Annotated in this window: 26 protein-coding genes; 22 read left to right on the top strand and 4 right to left on the bottom strand. The window is 44.2% G+C overall.

Translation table 11 applies throughout. From position 1 onward, the window contains the following. Nucleotides 1-129: 129 nt before the first annotated feature. From IRE19_RS15490 to IRE19_RS15450, 9 genes are all read left to right on the top strand, one after another. Nucleotides 130-1,854, top strand: coding sequence for a glycoside hydrolase family 35 protein (locus tag IRE19_RS15490; protein ID WP_349291289.1), 1,725 nt, complete (start codon nucleotides 130-132; stop codon nucleotides 1,852-1,854). 30 nt (nucleotides 1,855-1,884) lie between these two features. Further along, nucleotides 1,885-3,915: a beta-galactosidase gene (locus tag IRE19_RS15485; protein ID WP_203341087.1), complete on the top strand. Its 2,031-nt coding sequence runs from the start codon at nucleotides 1,885-1,887 to the stop codon at nucleotides 3,913-3,915. A gap of 652 nt (nucleotides 3,916-4,567) precedes the next feature. Beyond that, complete coding sequence (locus tag IRE19_RS15480; RefSeq protein WP_191716335.1) at nucleotides 4,568-5,110, top strand: helix-turn-helix domain-containing protein; 543 nt, start codon at nucleotides 4,568-4,570, stop codon at nucleotides 5,108-5,110. 26 nt (nucleotides 5,111-5,136) lie between these two features. Continuing rightward, nucleotides 5,137-7,182 carry a hydantoinase/oxoprolinase family protein gene (locus tag IRE19_RS15475; RefSeq protein WP_191716334.1) on the top strand — a complete coding sequence of 682 codons (2,046 nt, stop codon included), beginning with the start codon at nucleotides 5,137-5,139 and terminating at the stop codon, nucleotides 7,180-7,182. Between the two features lies 1 nt (nucleotide 7,183). Next, nucleotides 7,184-8,920: a hydantoinase B/oxoprolinase family protein gene (locus IRE19_RS15470; RefSeq protein ID WP_191716333.1), complete on the top strand. Its 1,737-nt coding sequence runs from the start codon at nucleotides 7,184-7,186 to the stop codon at nucleotides 8,918-8,920. A gap of 2 nt (nucleotides 8,921-8,922) precedes the next feature. Beyond that, nucleotides 8,923-9,252, top strand: a complete 330-nt coding sequence (locus tag IRE19_RS15465; RefSeq protein ID WP_191716332.1) for a cupin domain-containing protein — start codon at nucleotides 8,923-8,925, stop codon at nucleotides 9,250-9,252. 36 nt (nucleotides 9,253-9,288) lie between these two features. Continuing rightward, nucleotides 9,289-10,641: a purine-cytosine permease family protein gene (locus IRE19_RS15460; protein ID WP_203341086.1), complete on the top strand. Its 1,353-nt coding sequence runs from the start codon at nucleotides 9,289-9,291 to the stop codon at nucleotides 10,639-10,641. A gap of 145 nt (nucleotides 10,642-10,786) precedes the next feature. Next, nucleotides 10,787-11,356 carry a hypothetical protein gene (locus IRE19_RS15455; RefSeq protein ID WP_203341085.1) on the top strand — a complete coding sequence of 190 codons (570 nt, stop codon included), beginning with the start codon at nucleotides 10,787-10,789 and terminating at the stop codon, nucleotides 11,354-11,356. 57 nt (nucleotides 11,357-11,413) lie between these two features. Beyond that, on the top strand, nucleotides 11,414-12,274 hold the full coding sequence (locus IRE19_RS15450) for an RCC1 domain-containing protein (RefSeq protein ID WP_203341084.1): 861 nt from the start codon (nucleotides 11,414-11,416) through the stop codon (nucleotides 12,272-12,274). Between the two features lie 117 nt (nucleotides 12,275-12,391). Here IRE19_RS15450 and IRE19_RS15445 read toward each other — a convergent pair whose 3' ends face one another. Then, complete coding sequence (locus IRE19_RS15445) at nucleotides 12,392-13,000, bottom strand: PIN domain-containing protein (protein WP_203341083.1); 609 nt, start codon at nucleotides 12,998-13,000, stop codon at nucleotides 12,392-12,394. 7 nt (nucleotides 13,001-13,007) lie between these two features. Further along, entirely contained in the window at nucleotides 13,008-13,451 is a 444-nt protein-coding gene (locus tag IRE19_RS15440; RefSeq protein ID WP_203341082.1) for a MerR family transcriptional regulator, read from the bottom strand. 181 nt (nucleotides 13,452-13,632) lie between these two features. Here IRE19_RS15440 and IRE19_RS18540 point away from each other — a divergent pair, with 181 nt between their 5' ends. The 8 genes from IRE19_RS18540 (at nucleotide 13,633) to IRE19_RS15405 (ending at nucleotide 20,978) form a co-directional block, all read left to right on the top strand. Continuing rightward, the gene (locus IRE19_RS18540) at nucleotides 13,633-13,776 is read left to right on the top strand and encodes an RCC1-like domain-containing protein (RefSeq protein ID WP_349291288.1); all 144 of its coding nucleotides are present in this window, start codon (nucleotides 13,633-13,635) and stop codon (nucleotides 13,774-13,776) included. Between the two features lie 255 nt (nucleotides 13,777-14,031). Beyond that, complete coding sequence (locus IRE19_RS15435; protein WP_203341081.1) at nucleotides 14,032-14,649, top strand: TetR/AcrR family transcriptional regulator; 618 nt, start codon at nucleotides 14,032-14,034, stop codon at nucleotides 14,647-14,649. Nucleotides 14,650-14,768: 119 nt separating this feature from the next. After that, nucleotides 14,769-15,830 (top strand): pyruvate dehydrogenase (acetyl-transferring) E1 component subunit alpha, encoded by a 1,062-nt coding sequence (pdhA, locus tag IRE19_RS15430; RefSeq protein WP_203341080.1) that lies wholly within the window; start codon nucleotides 14,769-14,771, stop codon nucleotides 15,828-15,830. Further along, nucleotides 15,827-16,810 carry an alpha-ketoacid dehydrogenase subunit beta gene (locus tag IRE19_RS15425; RefSeq protein ID WP_203341079.1) on the top strand — a complete coding sequence of 328 codons (984 nt, stop codon included), beginning with the start codon at nucleotides 15,827-15,829 and terminating at the stop codon, nucleotides 16,808-16,810. The genes pdhA and IRE19_RS15425 overlap by 4 nt, the downstream gene beginning before the upstream one ends. 19 nt (nucleotides 16,811-16,829) lie before the next feature. Next, nucleotides 16,830-18,101 carry a dihydrolipoamide acetyltransferase family protein gene (locus IRE19_RS15420; protein WP_203341078.1) on the top strand — a complete coding sequence of 424 codons (1,272 nt, stop codon included), beginning with the start codon at nucleotides 16,830-16,832 and terminating at the stop codon, nucleotides 18,099-18,101. A 26-nt stretch (nucleotides 18,102-18,127) separates the two neighbouring features. Further along, on the top strand, nucleotides 18,128-19,162 hold the full coding sequence (locus IRE19_RS15415; protein ID WP_203341077.1) for a TRAP transporter substrate-binding protein: 1,035 nt from the start codon (nucleotides 18,128-18,130) through the stop codon (nucleotides 19,160-19,162). A gap of 32 nt (nucleotides 19,163-19,194) precedes the next feature. After that, a complete protein-coding gene (locus IRE19_RS15410) occupies nucleotides 19,195-19,683 on the top strand; it encodes a TRAP transporter small permease (protein WP_203341076.1) in 489 nt (162 codons plus the stop codon). Further along, on the top strand, nucleotides 19,680-20,978 hold the full coding sequence (locus tag IRE19_RS15405) for a TRAP transporter large permease (protein WP_203341075.1): 1,299 nt from the start codon (nucleotides 19,680-19,682) through the stop codon (nucleotides 20,976-20,978). Before IRE19_RS15410 ends, IRE19_RS15405 begins: the two co-directional genes overlap by 4 nt. Nucleotides 20,979-21,064: 86 nt before the next feature. Here the strand turns inward: IRE19_RS15405 and IRE19_RS15400 are convergent, their stop codons facing one another. Next, nucleotides 21,065-21,376: a hypothetical protein gene (locus tag IRE19_RS15400; RefSeq protein WP_203341074.1), complete on the bottom strand. Its 312-nt coding sequence runs from the start codon at nucleotides 21,374-21,376 to the stop codon at nucleotides 21,065-21,067. Between the two features lie 414 nt (nucleotides 21,377-21,790). Between IRE19_RS15400 and xylE the strand changes: the two genes are divergently transcribed. Then, nucleotides 21,791-23,200 (top strand): D-xylose transporter XylE, encoded by a 1,410-nt coding sequence (gene xylE, locus IRE19_RS15395; RefSeq protein WP_203341073.1) that lies wholly within the window; start codon nucleotides 21,791-21,793, stop codon nucleotides 23,198-23,200. A 191-nt stretch (nucleotides 23,201-23,391) separates the two neighbouring features. Here xylE and IRE19_RS15390 read toward each other — a convergent pair whose 3' ends face one another. Beyond that, nucleotides 23,392-23,757 carry a PH domain-containing protein gene (locus tag IRE19_RS15390; RefSeq protein ID WP_203341072.1) on the bottom strand — a complete coding sequence of 122 codons (366 nt, stop codon included), beginning with the start codon at nucleotides 23,755-23,757 and terminating at the stop codon, nucleotides 23,392-23,394. A 211-nt stretch (nucleotides 23,758-23,968) separates the two neighbouring features. On the opposite strand from IRE19_RS15390, the gene IRE19_RS15385 reads away from it, so the two are divergent. The 4 genes from IRE19_RS15385 to IRE19_RS15370 all read left to right on the top strand — a co-directional run bounded on the left by IRE19_RS15385 (nucleotide 23,969) and on the right by IRE19_RS15370 (nucleotide 26,493). Beyond that, nucleotides 23,969-24,175 (top strand): hypothetical protein, encoded by a 207-nt coding sequence (locus tag IRE19_RS15385; RefSeq protein ID WP_203341071.1) that lies wholly within the window; start codon nucleotides 23,969-23,971, stop codon nucleotides 24,173-24,175. After that, on the top strand, nucleotides 24,162-24,407 hold the full coding sequence (locus IRE19_RS15380; RefSeq protein WP_203341070.1) for a hypothetical protein: 246 nt from the start codon (nucleotides 24,162-24,164) through the stop codon (nucleotides 24,405-24,407). The genes IRE19_RS15385 and IRE19_RS15380 overlap by 14 nt, the downstream gene beginning before the upstream one ends. A 92-nt stretch (nucleotides 24,408-24,499) precedes the next feature. Beyond that, nucleotides 24,500-24,718: a hypothetical protein gene (locus tag IRE19_RS15375; RefSeq protein WP_203341069.1), complete on the top strand. Its 219-nt coding sequence runs from the start codon at nucleotides 24,500-24,502 to the stop codon at nucleotides 24,716-24,718. Between the two features lie 497 nt (nucleotides 24,719-25,215). Continuing rightward, nucleotides 25,216-26,493, top strand: coding sequence for an Ltp family lipoprotein (locus IRE19_RS15370; RefSeq protein ID WP_203341068.1), 1,278 nt, complete (start codon nucleotides 25,216-25,218; stop codon nucleotides 26,491-26,493). The last annotated feature ends 44 nt before the right edge of the window (nucleotides 26,494-26,537 follow it).

Here is a 26,537-nt window from a genome sequence, read left to right as displayed (position 1 = left end):
TTTAAAATCGCGCCGGTCGCTTATCCCGTGGACGCGTCGGCGCTAAGTGAGTGCTGTAAAAAAGAGACTTTATTTGTTTTGCTTCATATCAACACTAAAAATATCTCCACCTACATAGGAGGCGTCGACGTGCTGACTGTTAAAAACGATTCGTTTTATTTTGAAGGCGAGCCTTTCCAGATCTTGTCGGGCGGCATGCATTATTTCCGGACGATGCCGGAACAATGGGAAGACCGCTTGCTGAAGCTGAAGGCTTTGGGGCTCAACACGGTGGAAACCTACATTCCGTGGAATTTCCACGAACCGAAAAAAGGGCAGTTCAACTTTTCGGGAATGGCGGATATCGAACGCTTTATCGAACTGGCGCACACGCTCGGGCTTTATGTCATCCTGCGTCCGGCGCCGTATATCTGCGCGGAATGGGAAATGGGCGGCTTGCCGTCCTGGCTGCTGAAGCACAAAAGCATGGTCATGCGAAGCAGCCACCCGTCTTTCCTGAAGCATGTCGAAGATTACTTCAACGAATTGCTGCCGAAGTTCAAAAAGCATCTCTACCAAAACGGCGGGCCGGTCATTGCCATGCAGATTGAAAATGAATATGGGGCGTACGGCAATGACATGGCTTACCTTCATTTCTTTAAAGAACAGTATGAAAAGCATGAACTGGATACGTTCTTGTTCACATCAGACGGTCCGGACTTTATTCAACAAGGTTCGCTTCCGGATGTCACCACTACCTTGAATTTCGGTTCGCGGGTAACGGAATCATTCGATGCACTCGAAACGTTCAAAGCCGGTTCGCCGAAGATGGTGGCGGAGTTTTGGATCGGCTGGTTTGATTATTGGACCGGTGAACACACGGTGCGGAGCGGGGACGATGTGGCAGCAGTTTTTAAGGAAATCATGGAGAAGAACATCTCCGTCAATTTCTATATGTTCCACGGCGGTACGAACTTCGGCTTCATGAACGGCGCGAACCATTATGACATCTATTACCCGACGATCACCAGCTACGATTACGACAGCTTGCTGACGGAAGGCGGAGCGATCACCGAGAAATACAAAGCAGTCAAGAAAGTCCTGAGTGAGTACCGGGAAGTGCCGGCGGATTTCGAGGAGACGGCAACGGCGAAAGCCTATGGAGAAGTGACGCTTTCAGAGGCCGTCAGTTTGTTCGACGTCCTGGAAGACATCAGTGGGAAAGTCGAGCACATTGTGCCGCTGGCGATGGAAGACATCGACCAGGCATATGGCTATACGCTGTACCGGACGACGGTCAACCGCCAAGGCGAATTGAAAGTCAACTCGGGCCATATCCGCGACCGGGGCTCTATTTACATCAACGGCCGTTATATCACCACAACCTACATCAACGATCTAAATAAAGAATTGACCTTGGAGTTCCCGGACCCGGTGAACACGCTGGAGATCCTCGTGGAGAACATGGGGCGCGCCAATTACGGGGAGCATTTGACCGATCCGAAAGGGCTTATCAAAAACCTGTGGCTCGGCGAACAGTATTTCTTCCACTGGGAAATGTTCAAAGTGGAGCTGGACCGTTTGCCGGAAGCCTATGAGCTGAGCGGCGAAGACCGGTTCCCGAAATTTTTCCGCGGTTCGTTTGATGCGGAAGAAGGGCTGGACACCTATGTCGACACCGAGGGCTTCACCAAAGGCAATGTCTTCATCAATGGCTTTAATCTCGGCCGCTACTGGAACACTGCCGGGCCGCAACAACGGCTGTACTTGCCGGGGCCGCTGCTGAAAAATGAAAACAATGAAATCGTCGTACTGGAACTGGAAAACACGACAACCGATAAAATCCACTTGCTGGACCAGCCAAAGCTCGGCTGAACAATTTTGTAAGAGAAGGGATGGAATAAAATGATCAACGATAAATTACCGAAGATTTGGCATGGCGGGGACTATAACCCGGAACAATGGGATTCGAAAGAAATCTGGGACGAAGATGTCCGGATGTTCAAATTGGCTGGAATTGATGTGGCGACGTTAAACGTCTTTTCATGGGCATTGAATCAGCCGAATGAAGATACCTATAATTTTGACTGGCTGGACGACAAAATCAACCGCTTGTATGAAAATGGCATCTATACGTGCCTTGCCACCAGCACAGCCGCGCATCCGGCGTGGATGGCGAAGAAATACCCAGACGTATTGCGTGTGGATTTCTACGGCCGTAAACGCAAGTTCGGCAGCCGCCACAACTCCTGTCCGAACAGCCCGACGTACCGCAAGTATTCCGAAAAAATCGCTGAAACATTGGCGGAGCGCTACAAGGACCACCCGGCTGTCTTGATTTGGCATGTGTCCAATGAATACGGCGGCTACTGCTATTGCGACAATTGCCAGGACGCGTTCCGTGGCTGGTTGAGCGACAAATACGGCACGATCGAAAAACTCAACAAAGCATGGAACACCGGATTCTGGGGGCATACGTTCTACGAATGGGACGAAATCGTCGCACCGAATATGCTGAGCGAAGAACGCGAAGACAACGTTTCCGACTTCCAGGGGATTTCACTGGATTACCGACGCTTCCAATCGGACAGCTTGCTTGATTGCTACAAGCTGGAATACAACGCGATCCGCAAGCACATTCCGAACACGCCGATCACCACCAACTTGATGGGGACGTACCCGATGCTCGATTACTTCAAATGGGCGAAAGAAATGGACGTCGTATCCTGGGACAACTACCCGGCGATCGACACACCGGTCAGCTACACGGCTATGACGCACGATTTGATGCGCGGATTGAAGAACGGCCAGCCGTTCATGCTGATGGAGCAGACGCCGAGCCAGCAAAACTGGCAGCCGTATAATTCCTTGAAGCGCCCAGGCGTTATGCGCTTGTGGAGCTACCAGGCAATCGGCCGCGGCGCAGACACCATCCTGTATTTCCAGCTGCGCCGTTCGGTCGGGGCTTGCGAGAAATACCACGGAGCGGTCATCGAACACGTCGGCCACGAAAACACGCGTGTGTTCAATGAAGTCGCCCAATTAGGAAAAGAACTGAACGGCTTATCCGATACGTTGCTCGATGCGCGGGTCAACGCCAAAGTGGCCATCGTCTTCGACTGGGAAAACCGCTGGGCGACGGAACTGTCGAGCGGACCTTCCGTATCGCTTGATTATGTCAATGAAGTTCATAAATATTATGACGCATTGTACAAATTGAATGTCCAAGTCGACATGATCGGCGTCGAAGAAGACTTGAGCCAATACGATGTCGTCATTGCACCGGTTCTCTATATGGTGAAAGAAGGCTACGCAGCGAAAGTCGAGGCCTTTGTCGAAAACGGCGGAACTTTCCTGACGACGTTCTTCAGCGGCATCGTCAACGAAACCGACATCGTCACGCTTGGCGGATACCCTGGTGAATTGCGCAACGTGCTCGGCATTTGGGCAGAAGAAATCGATGCGCTGCACCCGGACGAAACCAATCAAATCGTCATGAAAGAAGTACGCGGCAAGATGAGCGGCAAGTATTCATGCAACCTGCTGTTTGATTTGATCCACACAGAAGGCGCAGAAGCGGTAGCAGAATACGGCTCTGACTTCTACAAAGGCATGCCGGTCCTAACCGTCAATAAATTCGGAAAAGGGAAAGCGTGGTATGTGGCATCAAGCCCGGACGCGGAATTCCTCGTCGACTTCCTCGAGACGGTGTGCGATGAAGCGGGTGTTGAGCCATTGCTTGCCGTACCGGAAGGCGTCGAAACAACCGAGCGCGTGAAAGACGGTCAGACCTATTTGTTCGTATTGAATCATAATAACGAAGAAGTCACGATCGAGCTGGCGGACAGCGAGTATAAAGAAGTGCTAACGGATGAACAAGTGAGCGGCAACCTGGTCCTGAAAGAAAAAGGCGTGTTGATTTTGGCGAAGGTGTAAGTAAGATAAGTGAATTAATTATAAGCGATGAATGTTTTTAATAGATATTCCGCAAACCAGCTCCGCTTTCCTACGGGCTTGCGCCGAACTAACTCGGGCTATACGCCCGAGTGGATTTCGGCACTTCGCTTGCCCGCGGGAGTCTCCGCTGGTTTGCTCCATATCCTACTGGTTAATAGGATGGTAAGTGTAAATGTAGAGTAGGAAGCGCCGATGAACTGCTACTTCTTTATTTCAATTTATAGAGAACAATAGAAGACAAGTGAATAGACGAAGAGCCCATGTGGACTGCACTGAAATTGTCGGATATTAATCTGACGGTGGAGGAACGGTCCATATGGGTTTTTCTATTGTATACCGAAGTTCTTTATGGGAAGTAAAACAGTACATTGCATGGAGCTTTCAAGAATGTATGAGAAGAGAATCACTTTCAGTAGTATCTGGAATCTTGATTGTTTGGCTCAGACCGGGGTTTGAATAAATAAGAAATTAAGCCTGAGTACTATCACGCTCAGACTTATTAAAAATAAATATTCTAAATTTAAAAAATATTCTACAAATTAATAAAGGATTATGCTATCATAAGAAAAAGTTTACTTAAACTATATTTTTTACTGTCGTACTGTATTAATGAAAAGGAGATTTTTAAATTATGGACGGAATCTATCAAAAAATTAAGACCTTGCGGATTGATCAAGGATTAACGTTAAAAGATTTAAGTGAAAAGACGGAGCTATCAGTCAGTTTTTTATCTCAGATTGAAAGAGGGTCTTCTTCTCTCGCCATTACCTCATTGAAAAAAATTGCGGATGCTTTCAACGTCCCTATCACATTTTTCTTTGACACAGATACTAATCATAATTACATGTTGCAGAGAAAGGATCGTAAACCATTTCAACTTGAAGGTTCACCTACCACGTATACACGTTTAAATGGAGAATTCAATGGGCGCTCACTGGAGCCTTTATTGGTCAGGTTGGCGCCTAAACAAGAACAAAGTCAGTCATCCAGCCATCCGGGTGAAGAATTTTACTACGTGTTAAAAGGTGCAGCATTGTTCAAAGTGGACGGAAAAGAGTATTTCGTAAGAGAAGGTGATTCAATCCATTATCCATCTGAAGTACCTCATTCATGGGAAAATCCATTGAACGAGGAAACCCTTATTCTTTGTGTACTGACGCCGGTGTTATTTTAAATCAAAGGAAAGAAGGCTGATCGTTGATGAGAATTGCTACTGATATTGGAGGAACTTTTACTGATTTGGTATACGTAGATAAAAATGGCAAAGTAGGGGTGGCCAAAAGCCATACGACACCGCCGAATTTCGAGCAAGGCGTGGTTGATGTTATCGAGAAAAGTGGAATCGATCAAAAAGACATTGAAACATTTATCCACGGAACGACGGTAATCATCAATGCGCTAACAGAAAGAAAAGGTGTGAAAACGGGGTTGATCACCACGCAAGGATTCCGTGATGTCCTGGAAATCGCCAGGGGGAATCGACCGGATCTATTTAATGTCCGGTACAAAAAACCAGTACCCTTCGTTGAGCGTTATCTGCGGCAGGAAGTGGAAGAACGCCTGAACCAAAAAGGTGAAATCGTCACTCCTCTAAATAAAGAAAAAATTAAAGAGCTCATTGCTTATTTCAAAAAAGAACAGGTCGAGGCGATTGCTGTTTCCTATCTCCATGCTTATAAGAATCCGCTACACGAACTGGAGACCATCCAACTGATACAGGAATTGTGGCCGGAAATCGCCGTTACGGCTTCACACGAAGTGACCAAGGAATGGCGTGAATATGAACGGACGAATACAACGGTCCTTAACTCGTATGTCCAGCCAATCGCCTCTACTTATATTGATAAACTCAGCACAAAGCTTTCGGAAAACGAAGCTGATAGCTTCAATTACATTATGCAGTCCAATGGCGGAACAACTACCTTTGAGCAGGCCAAAAAAACTCCGATCAATATGGTGGAATCGGGACCGGTTGCCGGAATCTATGGAGCAGCTTATCTTGGGGAAATCATTGGGGAGAAAAATGTCATCGCTTTTGATATTGGAGGAACGACAGCGAAATGTTCATTGATCAGCAATGGAGAAGTGAAAGTTTCGACTGATTATTATATTGAAAAAGACGATCTCAATGCAGGATATCCAATCAAAGCGCCGGTTGTTGATATCGTTGAAATCGGCAATGGTGGAGGTTCAATTGCCTGGATTGATGAGGGCGGTTCATTGAAAGTTGGCCCGCATTCAGCTGGAGCTGTACCGGGTCCGGTCGCATACGGACAAGGCGGCACAGAACCAACAACGACAGATGCGAATCTTTTGACAGGGCGCCTGTCACCTGAGAACTTCGATTACAAAGTCGATTTAGCCTCGGTGAAGTCCGCCATCGAAGAAAAAGTATCGAAAGTCTATGGATTGGACGCAGAAGAAGGGGCTCTTGGCATCATCCGAATCGCCAATGCCAATATGCTGAATGCGCTGAAACTGATATCGGTTCGAAAAGGCTACGATCCGCGTGATTTCTCACTTGTAGCATTCGGTGGAGGCGGCTCGATGCACGCACCCGCTTTGGCGCGTGATCTGGGTGTCAAAAAAGTCATCGTTCCGGTCGCTTCATCCGTTTTCTCTGCATGGGGCATGTTGATGACCGATTTGCGGCACGACTACATCCAAACCTATATTAATCGCCTTCAGGACGTGGATTTGACAGAACTGAATAATGAATGGAATAAACTCGAAAATCAGGCGAGAAATCAATACGCTGAAGAAAACGTCAAAGAGGAAGAAATCATCTTTAACCGCTTTGTCGATATGCGTTACGCAGGCCAGGAGCATACCGTGAAAGTGCCGCTTGCAGGTGGAGAAATCACTAAGCAATCTGTTGAAGAGTTGATTGCTCTCTTCCATGATATGCACGAGCAGAGCTTCACCTTCAAGTTAGTCGAAGCGCAAACAGAAATCGTCAACCTGCATTTGACCGCCTTCGGGAATGTTCAAAAGCCTGAGCTGCAAAAATTGGAGTCGACCGGCAGAGAATTAGAGTCAGCTTTAAAAGAAACACGACAGGTTTTTTATGAAGATGGCGGCTGGATTCAAACACCAGTCTACCACCGCGATTTGCTCGAAGCGGGAATGTCCGTTGAAGGCCCTGCCATCATCGAAGAGCCGACCGCGACGACCGTTTTCTATGAAGGACAGACATTGACAGTGGACACTTATGGAAACTTACTTATCGAGACGGAGGTGCAGTAAGATGACTTCAATCAAAAATGTGAAAGTTGATCCGTTTACTATCGAAATCGTCAAAGACTCATTAATCGCTATAGGGGATGAAATGTTCCATGCCTTGGCGCGGACCTCGATGAGTCCGATCATCTATGAGGTGCTTGATTATGCGAGCGGCCTGACAGATGCTAAGGGCCAATTGCTGACACAAGGAAATGGTGTGACAGGTTTTATCGGTATGCTGACGTTTATGGTTAAAGAAACGATCAATAAATTCGGCGAAGAGGGATTAAAAGAAGGCGATATTATTATCATTAATGACTCTTATGTTGGTGGTGGATCTCATTTATCTGATGTTGGACTGGTCCTGCCGATTTTTCATGAAGGAAAGATCGTTGCATTCTCGGCCAACAAAGCGCATTGGACGGATGTCGGAGGCAAAGATCCTGGCTCTTTCAGTAACGATGCGACAGAAATCTATCAGGAAGGCCTGCAATTCCCATGTGTGAAATTATTCAATGAAGGGCAGCTCAATGAAGCAGTACTCGATATCATCAAATCGAATATCCGTTTCCCTGATTTGTCGATTGGTGATTTATGGGCACAGGTTGCGGCACTTCGGACAGGCGAAAAACGCGTTAAAGAGCTCTGCTTGAAAAATGGTGTAGAAGTCGTACAGACCTCTATTGACCACCATTTGGATCATGGCGAACAATTGGCCCGAAAAGAGTTGGCGAAATTGCCGAAAGGTGAATTCTATGCAGAAGATTATGTTGATGATGATGGATTCGGCAACGGCCCTTTTCCGATCAAAGTAAAAGTAACGATTACCGATGACAAGTTCATCTGTGATTTCCGAGGCAGCCATCCTCAGGTGCCAGGTCCGGTGAACTGTACTTATACCGGACTCGTATCAGCAGTGCGCACAATTTTTCTGGCGGCAACCAATCCATCGCAGGATGTCAATGACGGAGTCTTCCGTCCTTTGGAAATCATAACCGACCGAAAATCCATACTGGCTGCGGAACGTCCTGCTCCAGTCTCCATCTATTGGGAAAGCATGCAGGGAGGAGCCGATCTTGTGTGGCAGGCTCTGGCACCATCTCTTCCGGAGCGCCTATCTGCAGGGCAGCTCTTGTCTGTCTGTGCTGTAACATTATCCGGTAATCATCATGAAACGGAAGAACCATTCTTGATTGTAGAACCATCGGCAGGCGGATGGGGAGCAGCGAAAGGACAGGATGGCGCGCGTGGGCAATTTTGTATCGGTGATGGAGAAACATATAACGTACCAGTCGAAGTGGCTGAAACCCGCTATGGTGTGATGATCGACGAATACAGCTTGCGCACAGATGGAGCAGGATCTGGTGAATTCATCGGCGGGGCAGGAGTTACCCGTACGTATCGTGCAATGACAGACAAGCAATTTGTATCGGCTACCTTCGGACGCAATAAATTCTTCCCGTGGGGATTGAATGGTGGAGATGAAGGATCACCGAATGAATTTGTTATTGAAAAAACTACAGGAGAAACAGATGGACCTTTTGGCATCTATCCCCGTTACCCACTTAATAAAGGGGATGTTGTCAGATTGATGACGGCTACTGGCGGCGGTTATGGAGATCCTTTAAAGCGTCCTCATGAGCAGGTGGCGAAAGATGTAAGAAACGGTTATATCAGCATCGAACAGGCGAAAGAAATTTATGGGGTGTTAGTTAACGAAGAAACCTTCAAAGTTGAGGGACTAATGGGAAGAGGAGTGTAGACATGGACATTTTGAACATCAAAGATTTGGCACAAGAAGGCAATGAAGCATATTCGATGCATACAATCTTTAAAGAACAGCCAAAAGATGGAACAGTGCAGGTGGGGCATGTCATCATCTATCCTGGTGAAACGGTTCCTTTATCTGGTTTTTCCAAGCATGCTGAAAATGAATACTCGGTTATTGTAAAAGGTTCTTTGTTGACGGAAATCGATGGTCAGCAATACCGCGTTTCAGCAGGGCAGGCGACATTCATTCCAAAAGGTGAAGAACATATTGCGGTGAATGACGGCGAGGAAGAGTGTGAATTGGTTTTTGTAATGGTGGGCTGACAGAGAAAGCTTCATATCTAAAAGGGGGAATGAGCAATGGAGGATAAAGGGATTAAGAATGCAGTAGGGCAGGATGAGGCTTTAGCGGCGATTCCAGCAAATAAACGGCAGCACTGGCTGACACCAGCCATGATTTTCGGAGGACTTGAATTCACGATTCCTGTTTTAATGGTTGGTGCAACACTTGCGGGATCTTTCGGCATGTCGGAAATTTTCTGGATTCTTTTGGTTTCCTTGTTTATTGTTCAGTGGATTGGTAATGCCATCGCCGGTTATATCGGCGCCAAAACAGGCCGGTCATCTTCCGTAATTGCCCGCTCGAGCTTTGGAGCGGCACAAGCCCGCTTTATCGTCGGTTTAACGATTTTCATCGTGTCACTCGGTTGGTGGGCTTTGCAAACAGCAGTTGCAGGAAATGCGATATCGGCGATGCTTGGCATCGATTACGAGAATGAATTTGGTCCATGGGCCCTCGTTACTATCGTGGTTGGTTTATTATTCGCTATCCCATCAATCATCGGCTATGGTTCGATGAAATGGACTGACTATATTGCTGTGCCTGCAGGATTACTTCTGATTATAGGCGGTATTTTCTACGCACTTCAAAATACAGGTTGGAGCACGATTATGGCATGGAGACCTGAACCTTCCATGACGTTTCTGGCTGCCTTAAGCTTGGTTATCGGTATCAATGTCTCCCAGTGGGTGATTGCATCTGATTATACTCGCTATGCAAAACCGAAAGTAAAAGACAATGTTCTTATTCCTCTGGGCATCATTGCTGTCGGATTCCCCTTGTTTTATGTAGGGGCAATCATGTCAGTCGGCGTCGGCGATGCAGACATCGTCAATGTCATGATGAACCTTGGATTTCCGGTATGGGGATTCCTGATTCTCTGGTTTGCAACCTGGACTAGCCAGCTCGTCAATAACTACAGTATGGGGTTGGCTATGGCCAATATCTTCAACGTCAATTCGAATAAAGGTCGTGCCATCTTGACCTTGATCGGAACATTAATCGCCATCGTCATTGCGCTTGCTGGAATTCTGGATTACTTCATGGACTTCCTGTACATGACTGCCTTAATCTATCCAGCAATTGCAGGTGTCATGATGGCTGACTTCTTCTTTATCCGCAAGCAGCAATGGGCTGACAACAAAGGATGGAACTGGATGGCTACCATCGCCCTTGTCGTCGGTGTGTTGGTCGGCTATTTCACTCAATATGTCAACACCTTTGGAATCCCAGCAGTACAATCTTTGATTGTGTCCGGAATCGTTTACTTCGCAGTCATGAAAGCCAAGGCTGTCATCAAACCGGATCATTTTACAGCACCGGTTGAAGAACACACAGAAGCTAGACTGCAAGAAGATACGAAGACAGTATAAGTATAAAAGTAAATCCCTTTTAAGCAGTTAATCTGCTTAATAGGGATTTTTAGCTGCTATCGAAATTTTTTCGGCAGGAAAATGATCTTTAACTATCGAATGTACTGCTAACTAAGGATTTCAGAAAAAAGGAGAGGTGGGACCGATGAAAAAAGTGGAGAAATTCTTCTGTGTGAGTGCGGCGTTATTGCTGTTGGCGGGCTGCGGGGAAGAGGATGCGCCGATCATGGACGCTTCAAAAGCCAGAGGCGAGCCGGAGGAAACAGCATTGGAAGAAGGCGGAAAAGAAGGAGCAGGAGAGGAGGATTCTACGGTGGCGACTGACTCAGGGGAAGATGCCTTATCCGAGTATTCCAGCGAACAGATCGAATACGCCAGAGTGTGGCTGCAGCTCGGTCCGAATCAGAAAATAGACGGGCTGTACGTCCAGCAAATCCCTGAAGGCACACCGCTCAATCCCGACGATGAAACGAGCGCCGCTTATCCGGAAGCGGTTATCCAACTGGCAGGCTCGCGTTTAGTAGACGGGTCGGTGACGTATAGCGGAAACGGGGACGGCACGATCAATCTGTACAATGTGCCATTGCGCTGGGATGGCGAGTATCCTGCAGGGGAAGATTTCTACAACGACATCATCGAGAACACTGAGCTGGTGGAGATAGAGACCGGAGAAGATGAAGAAGTGATCCGTTTGATTGAGCTTTTGGAAGAATAACAGCTGTCGATCATCACTGTTCGTTGTTCAGAGACAAACATGTCGGGGAGGTTGAATATGGACCGTCTTTCATCAGAAGAACAACCGTTGCAGATGAAGCGTTGGCCGAAAAAGACCATAACGGCAGGCTATCGCCATACTGTCGCGCTCCATTCGGATGGTAAGGTGACCGCGGTGGGCGATAATAAATACGGCCAATGCCAAGTGAACGGCTGGCGAGACATCACAGCGGTGGCAGCGGGAACGGGCCATATCGGAAATTCCCATACGGTCGGACTCCAAAAGAATGGAAAAGTCGTCGCAGTCGGCTGGAATAAATACCAGCAATGTAACGTAAATGATTGGCGGGATATTAAAGCAATCGCGGCAGGATGGCGCCGCACACTCGGACTGAAAAAGGACGGCACAATCATCGCGATAGGTCGGAATAATGAAGGGCAATGCGATGTAAGTGATTGGCGCGAAATCGTCTCCGTTTCTGCGGGTGACTGGCACACGCTTGGCCTTCAAAAAGACGGCACGGTAAAGAGAGCGGGCAACAATCGCTACGGGCAAGGCAATGTAGAGGACTGGCGTAACATCGTTGAAACGGGAACGGGTTATCTTCACAGTGTCGGTCTCCGCTCGGATGGAACTGTCGTGGCTGCTGGATTGAATAAAGAAGACCAATGCGATGTAGGCGGTTGGCGAGATATTGTGGAAATAGCGGTTGGCAGCAATCACACGATTGGGTTGAAGGCTGACGGCACAGTGGTGGCAGTCGGGCGAAATACTGACGGGCAAGGCGAAACGAGTGACTGGCACGATATTGTAGCGATCTCGGCAGGCAATGCTCATACGATTGGTCTTAAAGCAGATGGAAGTATGGTAGCGGTAGGGCGTAATGATGAAGGGCAGTGTGAGGTGAGTGGAATTTAATAAACATAGTTGATTAAACCTTCAATAAAATAAGTTTGCATATAATGAAATGTAGAATTACAACAAACCCCCTTTCAAGCAGCAGGACTGCCTGGAGGGGGTTGAGTTAATTGCCATTCAATCATCTGTATCTTCTAATTCAACCTCTAATTTGCTAAGTTCCAGAAACATGTTCTGAAAGCCCGAGTCTTGCCAGACCAGATTATAAGTTTCCTCAGGTATGTAAACAAATTGACTTTGCTTTAAATCATACAATCGATCTTCACTCTGGTTAAATAAAAAAGGGTAAAGCATGAAGTCTTTAACATTCGCTGTGACAAGAATGCTGTCTTCATAATAAGCGCTATAAAGAATACGAGAGTCTGAAACACCACCGTATGTGATAGAGAAATCGCCAAGAGCATTCCGGAAATTGGCCCGCAGATAAGCAGACATCGTTCTGACTTGATGCTCCAATTCTATTGAGACAGAAGGGGATACTTCCTGGCAATTAGCCAAAAGACGCTGTATCTTATTGTTCTCTCTGTCAGGCAAGGTATGGGATTGAACCTCCAGTTCTCTTCTAACTTCTGCGGGGACGAGAATAACCGCCTCACCTTTTTCTATTTCTTCTTTTGCAGTTCTCCAAAAAAGAGCAGCTGCTCTCCTTAGATTCTGGTCACCATTATTGTTGGCATGGTAACGAAAAAAATTCGTATCTACTGTATACTGCTTAAATCTAACCATAGCTAGCTTATTCCTCTTCCAGCAATTGATTCAGCATTTCACCAGCGAATCCAATCGACTGATCTTTGATTCGAGCACGTTTTTCAATAAAACGTTCCCAATTGGGCTGGTCCATCAATTGTTTGGTTTCAATCCGCCACTTTCCGCTGCCTTCAAAGGTCTGTTGAGCGATAAGTTTTCTTTCAGCACAATGTCTCCGCACCATCTGAGGACTGATATCCATGATCTCTGCGGCATCGCGAACCGTCACATGAGGAGGAAGATTAAATTCGCTGCTCAGTGCTTCAAAGGCTTCTTTGCGTTCTTCTTCTATCAGCTCTTCATAAAGTTTGTTCTTTTTTCTTTCAAGCTCTTCATGAAGTCTCATCAATTGAACATATTCTTTCACGCGTTCACTTTTAATCGCTTCATCAGAAGGACGAGGTTTTACATTATCCAACAGATTCACCATTTTCACCACTCCTCTTTCTTTTTAGTATACAAGAAATCGAGAGGAAAATAAAGAAATAAAAGAAACTTTCGAAACTTGTATCCAGCTATCTATCTTATGCGAAACTCACTGCTGATTAAGTTATTGTGTTGTGATATGTAGGTAGTTTTAACCGAATAAAGGCAAAAAGATTAGACGATTCATGCTGTCCAATCTTTTTGACGATGTCAGTGACTGGCACCCTATCGTGGAGACCGCGGCGAGTTATCTTCACAGTGTTGGGCTCCGGTCGGATGGAACCATGTCAGCCACAGGAAGGAATGATGAAAGAGTGCAATGTCAGTGAGTGGAGCGGGGTTCAGGTTCCTCTATTAACTGAAGAAAACTGAAATTGCAGAGACAGAAAAGATTGGACAGGGAAACCCGTCCAATCTTTTTATGCAAAAGAACATAGAATTCATTGAACTAATATAAGTTTTTCATAAGCGTACTTTTTTCAAGAAAACACTAGGCTATTTTGATAATCTACAACTCTATATATTTATATGTTAAACTATTTTAAATCTTAAACAGACACATTAAAAGAAGAGGGGCGCTTAAGATGGACGCTGAGAAGAAGAGTGGCTATGCAATACGCGCGGAAAGAACACGCAAAAAAATTCTAGATGCCTCAAGAGAAGTATTCTTAGAAAAAAGCTATAGAGACACCACCATCACATTGATTGCTGATAAAGCGGGGGTGGGCTACGGCACTGTTTATTCGCATTTTAATAATGGGAAAGATGAAGTGCTGATGAATATTATGGAAGACATCATGGAAGATTTTTATCAAGTAGCTTCAGGAGATTACACGCCAAATACTAAAGAAGAAGCTCTTCAATTTACTACAAAGAATATTACCGACTTTCTTGAGTTAGCTATTACCCATAAAGAGTGGTTAGCTCTTTTTTACAAAGCTTTCGGACACTCCGAAATCATATTAAACAGATGGGAAGAAATCACAGAACGTTTTATTGAACGGATATCCAAGAATGTCGAACTGGTTAAAGAAAGAGGCGACAGCCGGAATCCGAACTACGATTCCCGTATCGTAGCAGGTTCACTTTATTATCCAGGTGAAAAATTCCTGTGGAAAATTGCATTAGGAAAAACAACTCAAGATCATAAAGAAATCGCCCGCAATATTGCAGAAGTTTACAATTACGGTTTATATAAATAAATCTGAGAGTCCTCTTTTTACAGTGGATTTTTTCTTTTGCAACAAGTTGACACGGTGTCAATATCTTTATATAATAAATTAACAGAAAATATAGTAATTTCAGAAAGCGGGGTTAAGGTATGTGGATCGAACAGGAGCAACTGGCTATAGAAATGATTCAACACATTGATGTAAATGGAGAATCTGTAAGTACGGATACAAATATACCTGAAGAAGAACTAATCAAAATATATCACGGCATGGTAAAGGCACGAGTCTTTGATGTACGAGCTATGAAACTGCAACGGCAAGGAAGAATCGGTACCTATGCACCCTTACAAGGCCAAGAGGCGGCACAAATTGGAAGCGCTTTCGCAACTGGAGAGAAAGATTGGATTTACCCAAGCTACAGGGAAATTGGTGTTTCTTTGATGAAAGGAATGCCCATGGAAAAATTGTTTTTATATACGATGGGCCATTTAGAGGGATTGGCGCAAAAAAAGGCCAATGTTTTTCCGGTTCAAATCATTATCGGAGCCCAATATTTGCATGCAGTCGGCGGAGCATGGGCAAGTCAATACAAAGGTGAAGACAGTGTGAGTGTTGCCTATATTGGAGACGGGGGAACTTCAGAAGGTGATTTTCATGAAGCGCTCAATTTTGCAGGCGTTTATAAATTACCCATCATTTTCATTGTACAGAACAATCAATGGGCAATCAGTGTGCCGTTTGAAAAGCAAACAGCCAGTAAAACCATTGCCCAAAAAGCTTTAGCTTATGGAATTACCGGTATAAGAGTAGATGGGAACGACGCGGTTGCCATGTATACAACGATGAAGCAAGCAATTGAAAAAGCCAAAGCGGGAAAACCGGTATTAATTGAAGCCGTTACATTCAGACAAGGACCACATACTACCGCGGATGATCCGACAAAATATCGCTTACCGGACGAAGAGAACCAATGGAGCAAAAAAGATCCCTTGCTGCGAATGAAAAAATATATAACAAATTTAGGGATTTGGAATGAAAAAAAGGATCAAGAGTTATTTGAAGAAATGGAAAATCTGGTTACACAAGCATTCGAAAAAGCGCAATCCACAAATCCAAGTCAGATAAAGGATGTATTTAATAACATCTTCGAAGAAAAGACGAAGCAATTAGAAGAACAACAAAAGCAGGCGGAAGGAGCAAACCGTCCATGACCATGATGAATATTGTTCAAGCAATCAACCAAGCGCTTAAAAGCGAAATGGAAAAAGATGATCGAGTCATTCTATTGGGAGAAGACATCGGTAAAAATGGCGGTGTTTTTCGTGCTACTGACCAATTATTTGACCAATTTGGCGAGAAGCGGGTGGTGGATACACCGATTGCAGAATCGGCGATTATTGGTGCAGCAGTCGGGATGGCTGCACGAGGTTTGAGGCCAGTAGCTGAAATTCAGTTTATGGGCTTTATTTATGAAGCGATGGATCAGATGGCAGCACAAGCTGCACGTCTCCGCTTTCGTTCAGGGGGAACCCAAACAGCTCCAATGGTTATCCGTGCACCATATGGGGGAGGAATTCGGGCACCAGAGTTACATTCCGATTCCTTAGAAAGCGCATTTGCCCATTCCCCTGGTTTGAAAGTTGTCATGCCAAGCAATCCTTATGACGCGAAAGGCTTACTCATAGCGGCGATGCGAGACCCGGATCCTGTACTGTTCCTAGAGCCTATGAAGTTGTATCGGGCTTTTCAAGAAGAAGTGCCGGAAGAAGAATATACGGTAGAAATCGGTAAAGCCAATCGGTTGCGTGAAGGTGAAGATCTTACCATTATCACCTGGGGACCACCGGTTCATACAGTTAAACTTGTAGCTGAAAAATGGTGGGAAGAAAAAGGGGTTTCTATAGAAGTTATAGATCTTAGAACAGTAGCTCCCTTGGATATAGAAACCATTGTAGCTTCAGTAGAGAAAACGGAACATGTAATCATTGTGCACGAAGCCGTGAAAACAGGAGGAGTCGGAGCAGAAATTGCTGCGCTTATCAGTGAAAAAGCATTGTACAGCTTGTCAGCTCCTATTTTACGGGTGACCGGTTACGACACTCCTTACCCAACTGCAATGGTGGAAGAAGAATGGCTGCCAAACGAAAAGCGTATCAATGAAGCAATAACGGCTGTGTTGGACGAGGAATAAAAAAGAAAGGAGGACTTGCATGTCTACATATGACTTTACACTTCCTGATATCGGAGAAGGATTGCATGAAGCAGAGATTGTTAAGTGGTTGGTTAAAGAAGGAGATAGTGTAAAAGAAAATGACAGTATTGTAGAAGTTCAGACCGATAAAGCCGTAGTGGAAATATCAGCACCTGTTTCAGGAGAAATTGAAAAGCTGGGTGGTGAAGAAGGAACCGCCATAAAAGTGGGAGAAATACTCGTTAGATTCAGCGGGATTTCAGATGAAAGAGCTCAAGGAGCTATAGCGGAAGAAGTAGAATTTCCTACTCCACCAGAAGAAGTCCAGGTATCTAAGGCATCTAAAGAAAATCCTGTTAAAAAGAATCCGAACGACAGAATATTGGCGGCCCCATCCATAAGAAAAGCTGCCAGGGATGCTGGAGTTGACTTAAGAGAGGTTAACCCTACTGGTAAAGGCGGCAAAATTCTGTCAAAAGATCTTCAACGGCATCTCGATAACGAGCAAGAGCAGGAAAAGCGGGAGCAATCAGAAGAGCAAGAGATATCGCCACTAGCAGCAAATCAACATATAGTTTTTCCTTCAACTGAGGATCGAATAGAAAAAATTACCGGTACACGAAAAATGATTTTTGAAAAAATGACAAAGGCTCAACGAAATGCTGTGATGTGTACAGGAATGGATGAGGTTAATGTAAGTTCCTTGGTGCAAATGCGGAGGACTCTTATGCCGAATGCTGAACAGCAACAAATTAAATTGACTTACTTACCTTTCATTATTAAGGCGGTAACGCATACCTTAAAGCGTTATCCAATTTTTAATTCGTCTGTAGATGAAGAAAATATGACGATTCAGTACCACCAAGATATTCATATCGGAGTAGCAACCGCTACCGAAAATGGACTAGTGGTGCCAGTGATTAAGCATGCAGATAAAAAGTCCATTTTAGAAATCGCAAAGGAAATTGAAGAGTTGACTCAAAAGGCACGAAATAAAAAGCTTAAGGCTGCAGAACTTACTGGAAGCACGTTTACAATTTCGAATACGGGCAGCCAAGGGGGCTGGTATGCAACGCCAATCATCAACTATCCAGAAGTGGCCATTATGGGCATTCATAAAATTAAAAAGCAGGCGATAGTTGTCGATGATGAAATTCAAATCGGCCACATGATGGGCATGTCATTAACATTTGATCACCGAATTATTGACGGAGAACCTTCAGGAAAATTTATGCATCACGTAAAGGAAATCCTGGAAAAACCAGAACTACTGATTTTGGAAGCGAAATAGATTCTAAAGAAAAGGGAGTGAATGGGATGAAAAGAATTCTTTTAATGATGGTGATGGCTTTTGGAATAATCTTGTTGACAGCATGTGGTAATGAGGAAACAGAGGGCGCTACTGGGACCTCAGGAGATTCGGTTGAACCACTCGAGTTGAGAGTAGGAGTTGTTGTTGGAGACTGGAGTCCTCATTATCAGGGTGCACAGGCATGGGCAGATGCACTCGATGAAAAAACAGATGGTCAGATCAAGATGACCGTATTTCCAGATGGCCAATTAGGTGGGGAGCGTGAAATGCTCGAAGCGATCCAAAATGGCTCACTTGATATCGGTTTGATCAGTTCTTCAGTCTTTTCTGTTTTCGAACCCAAAATGGCTGTAATTGATATTCCATTTTTAGTTTCATCATTTGATGAAGCAGAAACGTTAATGGACAGTAAAGCAGGAGAAGAATTGTCCGCCTTAATGCTTGAAAAAGGTATTCGTAATTTAGCCTGGGGACATAATGATTTCCGTGTCATTACAAATAATAAACAGGCTATTGAAAAACCGGAAGATCTAGCAGCAGTAAAAATGCGTGTACCTGAAAGTAAAGTATTAGCTGATTGGTATTCTGAACTGGGATCTATGGCAACGCCTATGCCCTTCCCAGATATTTATGCAGCTTTGCAGCAAGGAGTAGTAGATGGACAAGACAATGGACCAATTCTATCTTACGCTGCCAAATTCTTTGAACACCAAGACTATTTAACTGTTTCCAACCATCAATATTCTCCACTCGGATTCTTTATTAGTGAAAGCGTGTGGTCAGGATTATCAGATGCTCAAAAAGAGGCATTAGAAGAAACTGCGAAGGAAGCGAGTGAAGTTGAGCGTCAGGCTATCAGAGAATTCAATGAAACTTCAATTGCAGCTATGGAAGAAGCAGGAGTGGAAACGTTTAAACCAAATGAAGAAGAGCGTGCAGCTTTTAAAGAAACATCATCTATATTCATTGATCAAATCCGCAAAGAAGCAGGAGAAGACTTAACCAATCTGGTCTTGCAAGAAGCAGGATACGAAGAATGACATATCCTATTTTTCATTGAGGGGGAAAGGGCATGCTAAAAAAGTACCTGCAATTTAGTACGCAATTGCAGAATATCATTGTGACCGGTTTACTCATTCTTTTGTCATCTGTAGTTTTTATACAAGTGGTGGCAAGAAAGCTAATGCCGGTTCCAATCCCCTGGACAGAAGAAGTAGCGAAAATTTCTTTGTTATGGATTACTTATTTGGGACTGGCTGCAACTTTCCAACAGAATTATCATATCCGTATCGATTTACTTGATGCATTTTTAAAGACCCCACGGAAAAAGAAGATGGTGGATCTTTTTATACAAGTTCTTGGCGTCCTGTTTGCGGCTGCACTTGTCTATCTCTCCTTCAGTTATTTTCAAGAACAATTAGAATTCGGGCAACGAACAAATATTTTAAGGCTTCCGATGTGGGCAGTCCTATTGCCGTTGATGGTTGGTGGAGTTCTAACATTTGTTCATTTCCTTATTAAAATTATAGAAAGCTTAAGAGAAATGAGGGGACTTAAATGATATTAATGCTATTGACTTTTATCATTGTTCTCTTAAGCGGTGCTCCAATTGTGTTCTCTTTCGCTTTTGCTTCTTTAGTCTATATATTGTTCGGATCGAACCTAGCACCAGATATGTTTTCAGCTGTACTATACTCCGGTCTCGATTCTTTCCCATTGATGGCTATTCCTTTATTTCTATATGCCGGAGAGTTGATGAGTAAAGGAGGGATATCACGAAGAATTGTAGCTTTTTCTGCCTCATTAGTTGGTAAAGTAAAAGGGTTTCTTGGAATCATCACTATTTTGGCCAGCGGCTTCTTCAGCGCTGTATCAGGTTCAGGAGTAGCAACGGTTGCGGCGGTTGGCGGAATGATGATCCCTGAGATGAAGAGGGCAAAGTACCCTCCTGGATATGCTGCTACTTTAACTGCATCAGGAGCTTTTCTTGGAGCTATAATCCCGCCAAGCATCCCGATGGTTATGTATGGTTTCATATCCAATACATCCATCGGCGATTTGTTTATCGCAGGAATTATCCCGGGTCTTCTTTTTATCATTGGATTCATCATTATCAATCAAATTTATGTTAAGAAGTTTGATTTGAAAGAAAGTGAAGAGTCACAACTTACTGCAGGGAATGAAAAGCGGCTTCGTAAAATCATTATGACTGGAAAGACTGCATTTTGGGCATTGCTGATGCCATTCATTATTATCGGGGGAATTTATGGGGGATTCTTTACACCAACAGAATCAGCAGTTGTTGCAGTGGTTTATGCGATTTTAGTAAGTTCGTTGATCTACAGGGAACTTAACTTGAGTGAAATTTTATCAGCCTCCAAAGTATCAGCATTGAATACGGCGATGCTGATGGTGACACTTGTTTTTGCAACCATCTTTTCAAGATTATTAACAATCGAACAGATTCCACAAAGTCTTGCTGCATTCCTATTGGAGCTAACGGATCAAACTTGGATTATTTTGTTGATAATCTTATTGTTTTTAACTTTGATTGGCATGTTGATGGATTCAGTAACTGGAGTTATTTTAGTGACACCTATCGTCTACCCAATTCTAGTGCCTGTAGTAGGACTTGACCCAGTTCATGCGGGAATCATTGTGGTCGTTACCTTAGCGGTAGGCCTGATTACCCCACCGATGGCCATCAACTTGTTTTTAGCTGGGAAAATAGCAGATGCCACTATGGGCTCCATTCTAAAATACTTACCAGGATTTTTAATTGTCTCTTTTATAGTAATTGCATTGGTGACGTATATACCGGAACTGGTAATGTTCTTGCCAAATTTGATGGAGTGAATCTCCAAAGTAGAAATAGAGAAGGTGAACGGCCAATCGTTATTACAACGATTGGCCGTTCACCTTTTTAATTTCTGTTTTTATGATCAAGAAAGTTGAACCTTCTCAGCGGGAGAAAACCCTTGTGTCTTCCTGAACTTCATATTGTGCTGGAAATTAGCCATTGAATCTGAACAATCGATGGCTTCAAAATTCAGGCTGTTCAATGTGGTTTTATCAAAACGAACAGAAAGAATCGGAAGGATATCTGTCCTGCCGGTTGAGGTGTCCAAAACTTCATCCATCGCATGGACAACAACCAGATCAAAAGGCAGAATGGCGAACATATCACGTGCAATCCGGATTGCGCAACTGCAGAAATAATCCTGTGTGATGTCATAGTATTTGGTTTTCGGCATTTCTTTGATGGTTTACTTGCCGGCTTTTGTCAGAGATTTTTGTTCTGTAGGGACGACATCCTTTGAATGGACATTGAATTCAACTTCAAGTGTTTTAGGATCCTCGATAATTTAAACTTGATAGCCATGCCATCCACTCCTTTCTTCAAATTGTAAGGTTAATAACCAAATATAGGAAGTGGTAATTTTGAATTCTTACATTCTTAAAATAGAACAATTCTTCATTTGAAACCGCCGTGCATCAAGCATTGGAGCAGTAAAATTCAACATTCTTTATTTCAAGATAATAAAAAAATCTCAAAAAACTTAGTTTAGTCATTGCACAAAGTAACTAAATATTGGTACAATAACTGATAACGCTTACAACGCGAGAGGAGGAGAGGGCAGGAAAGTGATTCTGCTCTCGATGGCAAAATGAAAAATACCAAGCTTTTATACATCGTTGGGATTACATTAGTAGCTACACTGGGTGGCTTGTTATTCGGCTACGACACGGCTGTCATCTCGGGCGCAGAAGGTGCGCTGCAGACTTATTTCACAGATAGCCTGGGACTCAGCTCCTTTATCCACGGATTGACGGTATCCAGTGCATTGATCGGCTGCATCATCGGCGGATTTTTATCCGGTACGTTCTCATCGAAATTCGGCCGGAAACTCACATTGATCATCGCTGCATTTCTATTCCTGGTTTCGGCACTCGGTTCTGCTTATCCGGAGTTCCTGTTCTTCACACCAGGTGAGCCTTCCATCGCATTACTGGCAACATTCAACTTCTACCGGATCATCGGCGGAATCGGAGTCGGCCTGGCTTCTGCAGTCGCACCGATGTATATCGGGGAAATCGCGCCTCCGAACTTAAGAGGACGTCTTGTTGCCTTGAACCAATTCGCCATCATTTTCGGTATGCTGGTCGTTTACTTCGTCAACTGGGGAATCGCAAGAGGCGAGAGTCTGACGTGGATCAACGAATTGGGCTGGAGATACATGTTCGCTTCTGAAACGATTCCGGCTTTATTGTTCCTCTTATTGCTGTTTTTCGTTCCGGAAACACCGCGTTATCTCGTCTCTCAACAGAAAGACGACAAAGCCATGGACATTTTGTTGAAAACCTACGATATGACCATGGCAAAAGCGACGCTGTATGAAATCAAAAATTCCTTCGATCACAAAAAGGAAAAGCTCTTTGCCTACGGCAGAGGAATCATTGTCATCGGGATCCTGCTGTCGGTATTCCAGCAATTTGTCGGCATCAATGTAGCGCTTTATTATGCGCCGCGGATCTTTGAAAGCATGGGTGCCGGACGTGACGCTTCGCTAATGCAGACCATCATCATGGGCTTGGTCAACGTCATTTTCACGGTCATTGCCATTGTCACCGTAGACAAAGTCGGCCGCAAGCCGCTGTTGATCATTGGCTCCATCGGTATGACCATCGGGATGTTCGGGGTAGCCGGACTGGCATACTTCGAACAAATCGGTACCGCTACACTGGTCTTCATCATCATCTACACGGCATCATTCATGATGTCTTGGGGACCGGTCGTGTGGGTCTTGCTGTCGGAAATCTTCCCGAACAAGATTCGCGGACAGGCATTGGCGATTGCGGTGGCTTTCCAATGGGCAGCCAACTATTTCGTTTCTTCAACCTATCCGCCGATGATGGAAGTAAGCGGTGCGATGACTTACGGAATCTACGGCGTCATGAGCATCCTTTCCGCATTGTTTGTCTGGAAGTTCATTCCGGAAACCAAAGGCAAATCACTGGAAGAACTCGAAATCATTTTGAAAAAATCACAAGCCGCAAAAGCAGCAGCCAATCAATAAAACGGCACCGAGCCGCTCTGACCAGGAAAAGACTGGTTGGAGCGGCTCGGTGTTTTTAATTATAGGGATATAGGAATTGATGAAATGAAATTGCCTCTATTTAAGTTGTAAACATGATCACCAGATAAAGAGTGGGAAAGCTAAGCCGAAAAAACAGCCCCTCCATGGTGAGAAGGGCTGCTAAATGGCATTTAGAGAATCGCTTCCGCAATAACCTTATCAAGTTTGCGGATATCAACTTTCTTCGCCAAGTTCAATTTAAACTTTCCAGCTTTCGTCCATAGCTCCAGTTCCGTATTCAAATCAAACGTGCCGGCATTTTCCGAAGAGTACATGATGATCGATTTGAAAGGAATCGTGTAGACTTCTACTTTCTTGCCAGTCAATCCCTGTTTGTCGGAAATAATGATGCGCTTGTTCGTCACGACTGCTGTATCGCGCACCGTTTTATAAGCGATTTGTGCTACTTCCCCTGGAATCAGCAACTCGTTGACCGATGCTGGTACATCAATTTCTTGCGTAAATGTCCACGCCAACATTGCATTTAATTCTGCCATAAAAAATTCCCCCTTATTGTATCTGTCTTCAGTATGGCATAACTTGGAAGTAGGGAGAAGGGGTATTACTTTTAGAGGTAATTTCAGCAACTAAATCAATTGACTAAACAAAGAGAATTTAGCCTGTATTCCCAATCAGTTTCCAGCAATTATAAAAGGGTATCAGTAAAAAGAGAGCTTCTTTCAGACAGACAGCCGAAAGTGGGATGGTATGAATAAACGCGTTAAAAACACAATTTTAGGAACTTTAGTTTTTGGCATCATAGGGTTTGTAGTGACGTATATATTAAATGGGACACCTGTGTGGACCCATGTCATCGGCCAAGCCATTGCCGGATTCCTGTTGTATGCATTTATCTTTCCGGCTTGGGAAAAACGAAATAAACGCGATAAAGGGGATATCTATGAAAAAAAGTAAAATAGGTACTTGGTTGAAAGAGCCGATAATTACAAAGAAAGTCGATCCCTATTTAAATTTCCTCCTGGCCTTTTTAGGTGCAATGATCGGTACTGCATTTTATCGAAGCACCGATATGTCCTATTGGGAGTATATCCTCTGGCTCATTCCATTTGCTTTTCTGATAGTCCTTATCATCAAAGTAATAAGCTCCGTATGGAAGAACAGCAGAAAACAGCGCGATGAACGATAAATAATTTCTGTGGAAGCAGTGAAGCTTCGTTTTGTTGATGACTATTACATAAGCATGACTGGAAGGGAATTGAAAAGAGAGGACTGACTGGGATGGGCAAACCCAAAAAGCTGTTGGTGACCGGAATTTTGCTGATTGTTTTTCCTCCGCTGTTTATAGTTATGGGTGGAATTCCGAGGTTTAGTGAGCTCACTGGGCAAGGGGAAGGGTTTGCTTATTTCTTAGCCTTTGTTCTTTTACTGCTCATCTTCATCGGAGTAGTTTTTCTATTGATCGGTGTTGGCATGCTTGTTTTTAGAAGGAGAACCTGAATAATTGCATGCACATTAATTAAGTTTCAAATTCAGAATAACCTTATAGCGACTAAATAACGAAAAACCGCAGCCAGAGTCCATAAGGATTTACTGGATGCGGTTTATTGTGTTTTGAATCATCTATATTACTAGGAAGATGCTTATACAGAAATGATTTCTTGCTCTTACCCACTTGGTGGAAGACTTTCAACATACAGAACTGATAAAACAATGAAGATTAAAGTGCTAATTAAATAAAAAAATGTATTAATTAACTGAATATTATGATAAATTAATACTAATATAGTTCATATGAATCGGGGTGAGTATAGAAAAAGACCTATTAAGAGAGTAACTTAATATGTTCCTTGGATTATAGGATTAATAAAAGCGATAGCTATGAATTTCTATCGCGCTTTTAAAGAATTATCGGCTCTAGATGGCACGGCAGCAAATAGTAAAAGGGAAATGAAACCCAATATTGTAGCTTCACAATATGGAGGGAGTGCGTGTTTATGTGGAGAAATAAAAAGCTTCTATCGGCAGTAGGGTTAACGGTTATTCTGAGTGGGTGCGGTGAACAGGCTATCGATACAGAGGAACCTGTACTTGAAACGGCGGAAGTCGAAGCTGCGGATAAAGAGGAAGCGGAAGCAGAGGGAAAGGTGAAAGCTGAAGCAGAGGAAAAGGCAAAGGCTGAGACAGAAGAGAAGGCAAAGGCTGAGGCAGAAGAGAAGGCAAAGGCTGAGGCAGAAGAAAAGGCAAAAGCTGAAGCAGAGGAAAAGGCAAAGGCTGAGACAGAAGAGAAGGCAAAGGCTGAGGCAGAAGAGAAGGCAAAGGCTGAGGCAGAGGAAAAAGCAAAAGCTGAAGCAGAAGAAAAAGCAAAAGCTGAAGCAGAAGAAAAAGCAAAAGCTGAGGCAGAGGAAAAGGCAAAAGCTGAAGCAGAAGAAAAGGCAAAGGCTGAGGCAGAAGAGAAGGCAAAGGCTGAGGCAGAAGAGAAGGCAAAGGCTGAGGCAGAGGAAAAAGCACAAGCTGAAGCAGAAGAAAAAGCAAAAGCTGAAGCAGAAGAAAAGGCAAAAGCTGAAGCAGAAGAAAAAGCAAAAGCTGAGGCAGAGGAAAAGGCAAAAGCTGAAGCAGAGGAAAAGGCAAAAACTGAAGCAGAGGAAAAGGCAAAGGCTGAGGCAGAAGAGAAGGCAAAGGCTGAGGCAGAAGAAAAAGCAAAAGCTGAGGCAGAGGAAAAGGCAAAAGCTGAAGCAGAGGAAAAGGCAAAGGCTGAGGCAGAAGAGAAGGCAAAGGCTGAGGCAGAAGAAAAAGCAAAAGCTGAGGCAGAAGAAGCTGCACGCCAAGCGGCAGAAAATGCGGGATCGGCTTCACAGCAACAAGCAGTGGGAATGGCTGAAGATTATATAAGCTTTACTGCTTTTTCGAAGAGCGGGTTAATTGAACAATTAGAGTTTGAAGGTTTTAGTAACGCGGATGCGATATATGCGGTAGAAAAAATCAATGTGAATTGGAGCGAACAGGCAGTAAAATCGGCTGAGAATTATATAAGCTTTACTGCTTTTTCAAAGAGCGGGCTAATTCAACAATTAGAATTTGAGGGTTTTAATAATGCAGATGCTGCTTCTGCAGTAGAAAATCTCAATGTAAATTGGAGAGATCAAGCGGTGAAAGTGGCTCAGAATTATCTGGAGTACACTCCTTTCTCCAGATCTGGATTGATTGAACAACTGCAGTTTGAAGGGTTTAGTAATGCGGATGCTACTTATGCTGTGGATATGGCAGGGCTTTGATAATAAAATCAAAGGTGTTGTTATCTTTTAGATGAGGCGTTTAG

This window comes from Planococcus beijingensis (assembly GCF_016820615.1).
Taxonomy (GTDB): domain Bacteria; phylum Bacillota; class Bacilli; order Bacillales_A; family Planococcaceae; genus Planococcus; species Planococcus notacanthi.
This window is presented reverse-complemented; position numbering and strand designations above follow the sequence as displayed.

Excerpts from the sequence above, each read along its gene's own strand:
- IRE19_RS15385 (WP_203341071.1), top strand. The coding sequence starts at position 23,969 with ATGAATAAACGCGTTAAAAACACAATTTTAGGAACTTTAGTTTTTGGC.
- IRE19_RS15420 (WP_203341078.1), top strand. The coding sequence starts at position 16,830 with ATGTCTACATATGACTTTACACTTCCTGATATCGGAGAAGGATTGCAT.
- IRE19_RS15370 (WP_203341068.1), top strand. The coding sequence starts at position 25,216 with ATGTGGAGAAATAAAAAGCTTCTATCGGCAGTAGGGTTAACGGTTATT.
- IRE19_RS15380 (WP_203341070.1), top strand. The coding sequence starts at position 24,162 with ATGAAAAAAAGTAAAATAGGTACTTGGTTGAAAGAGCCGATAATTACA.
- IRE19_RS15445 (WP_203341083.1), bottom strand. The coding sequence starts at position 13,000 with ATGGTTAGATTTAAGCAGTATACAGTAGATACGAATTTTTTTCGTTAC.
- IRE19_RS15375 (WP_203341069.1), top strand. The coding sequence starts at position 24,500 with ATGGGCAAACCCAAAAAGCTGTTGGTGACCGGAATTTTGCTGATTGTT.
- IRE19_RS15425 (WP_203341079.1), top strand. The coding sequence starts at position 15,827 with ATGACCATGATGAATATTGTTCAAGCAATCAACCAAGCGCTTAAAAGC.
- IRE19_RS15460 (WP_203341086.1), top strand. The coding sequence starts at position 9,289 with ATGGAGGATAAAGGGATTAAGAATGCAGTAGGGCAGGATGAGGCTTTA.
- IRE19_RS15485 (WP_203341087.1), top strand. The coding sequence starts at position 1,885 with ATGATCAACGATAAATTACCGAAGATTTGGCATGGCGGGGACTATAAC.
- IRE19_RS18540 (WP_349291288.1), top strand. The coding sequence starts at position 13,633 with ATGCTGTCCAATCTTTTTGACGATGTCAGTGACTGGCACCCTATCGTG.
- IRE19_RS15475 (WP_191716334.1), top strand. The coding sequence starts at position 5,137 with ATGAGAATTGCTACTGATATTGGAGGAACTTTTACTGATTTGGTATAC.
- IRE19_RS15410 (WP_203341076.1), top strand. The coding sequence starts at position 19,195 with ATGCTAAAAAAGTACCTGCAATTTAGTACGCAATTGCAGAATATCATT.
- pdhA (WP_203341080.1), top strand. The coding sequence starts at position 14,769 with ATGTGGATCGAACAGGAGCAACTGGCTATAGAAATGATTCAACACATT.
- IRE19_RS15435 (WP_203341081.1), top strand. The coding sequence starts at position 14,032 with ATGGACGCTGAGAAGAAGAGTGGCTATGCAATACGCGCGGAAAGAACA.
- IRE19_RS15440 (WP_203341082.1), bottom strand. The coding sequence starts at position 13,451 with ATGGTGAATCTGTTGGATAATGTAAAACCTCGTCCTTCTGATGAAGCG.
- IRE19_RS15455 (WP_203341085.1), top strand. The coding sequence starts at position 10,787 with ATGAAAAAAGTGGAGAAATTCTTCTGTGTGAGTGCGGCGTTATTGCTG.
- IRE19_RS15470 (WP_191716333.1), top strand. The coding sequence starts at position 7,184 with ATGACTTCAATCAAAAATGTGAAAGTTGATCCGTTTACTATCGAAATC.
- IRE19_RS15415 (WP_203341077.1), top strand. The coding sequence starts at position 18,128 with ATGAAAAGAATTCTTTTAATGATGGTGATGGCTTTTGGAATAATCTTG.
- IRE19_RS15465 (WP_191716332.1), top strand. The coding sequence starts at position 8,923 with ATGGACATTTTGAACATCAAAGATTTGGCACAAGAAGGCAATGAAGCA.
- IRE19_RS15405 (WP_203341075.1), top strand. The coding sequence starts at position 19,680 with ATGATATTAATGCTATTGACTTTTATCATTGTTCTCTTAAGCGGTGCT.
- IRE19_RS15400 (WP_203341074.1), bottom strand. The coding sequence starts at position 21,376 with ATGCCGAAAACCAAATACTATGACATCACACAGGATTATTTCTGCAGT.
- IRE19_RS15450 (WP_203341084.1), top strand. The coding sequence starts at position 11,414 with ATGGACCGTCTTTCATCAGAAGAACAACCGTTGCAGATGAAGCGTTGG.
- IRE19_RS15480 (WP_191716335.1), top strand. The coding sequence starts at position 4,568 with ATGGACGGAATCTATCAAAAAATTAAGACCTTGCGGATTGATCAAGGA.
- IRE19_RS15390 (WP_203341072.1), bottom strand. The coding sequence starts at position 23,757 with ATGGCAGAATTAAATGCAATGTTGGCGTGGACATTTACGCAAGAAATT.
- xylE (WP_203341073.1), top strand. The coding sequence starts at position 21,791 with ATGAAAAATACCAAGCTTTTATACATCGTTGGGATTACATTAGTAGCT.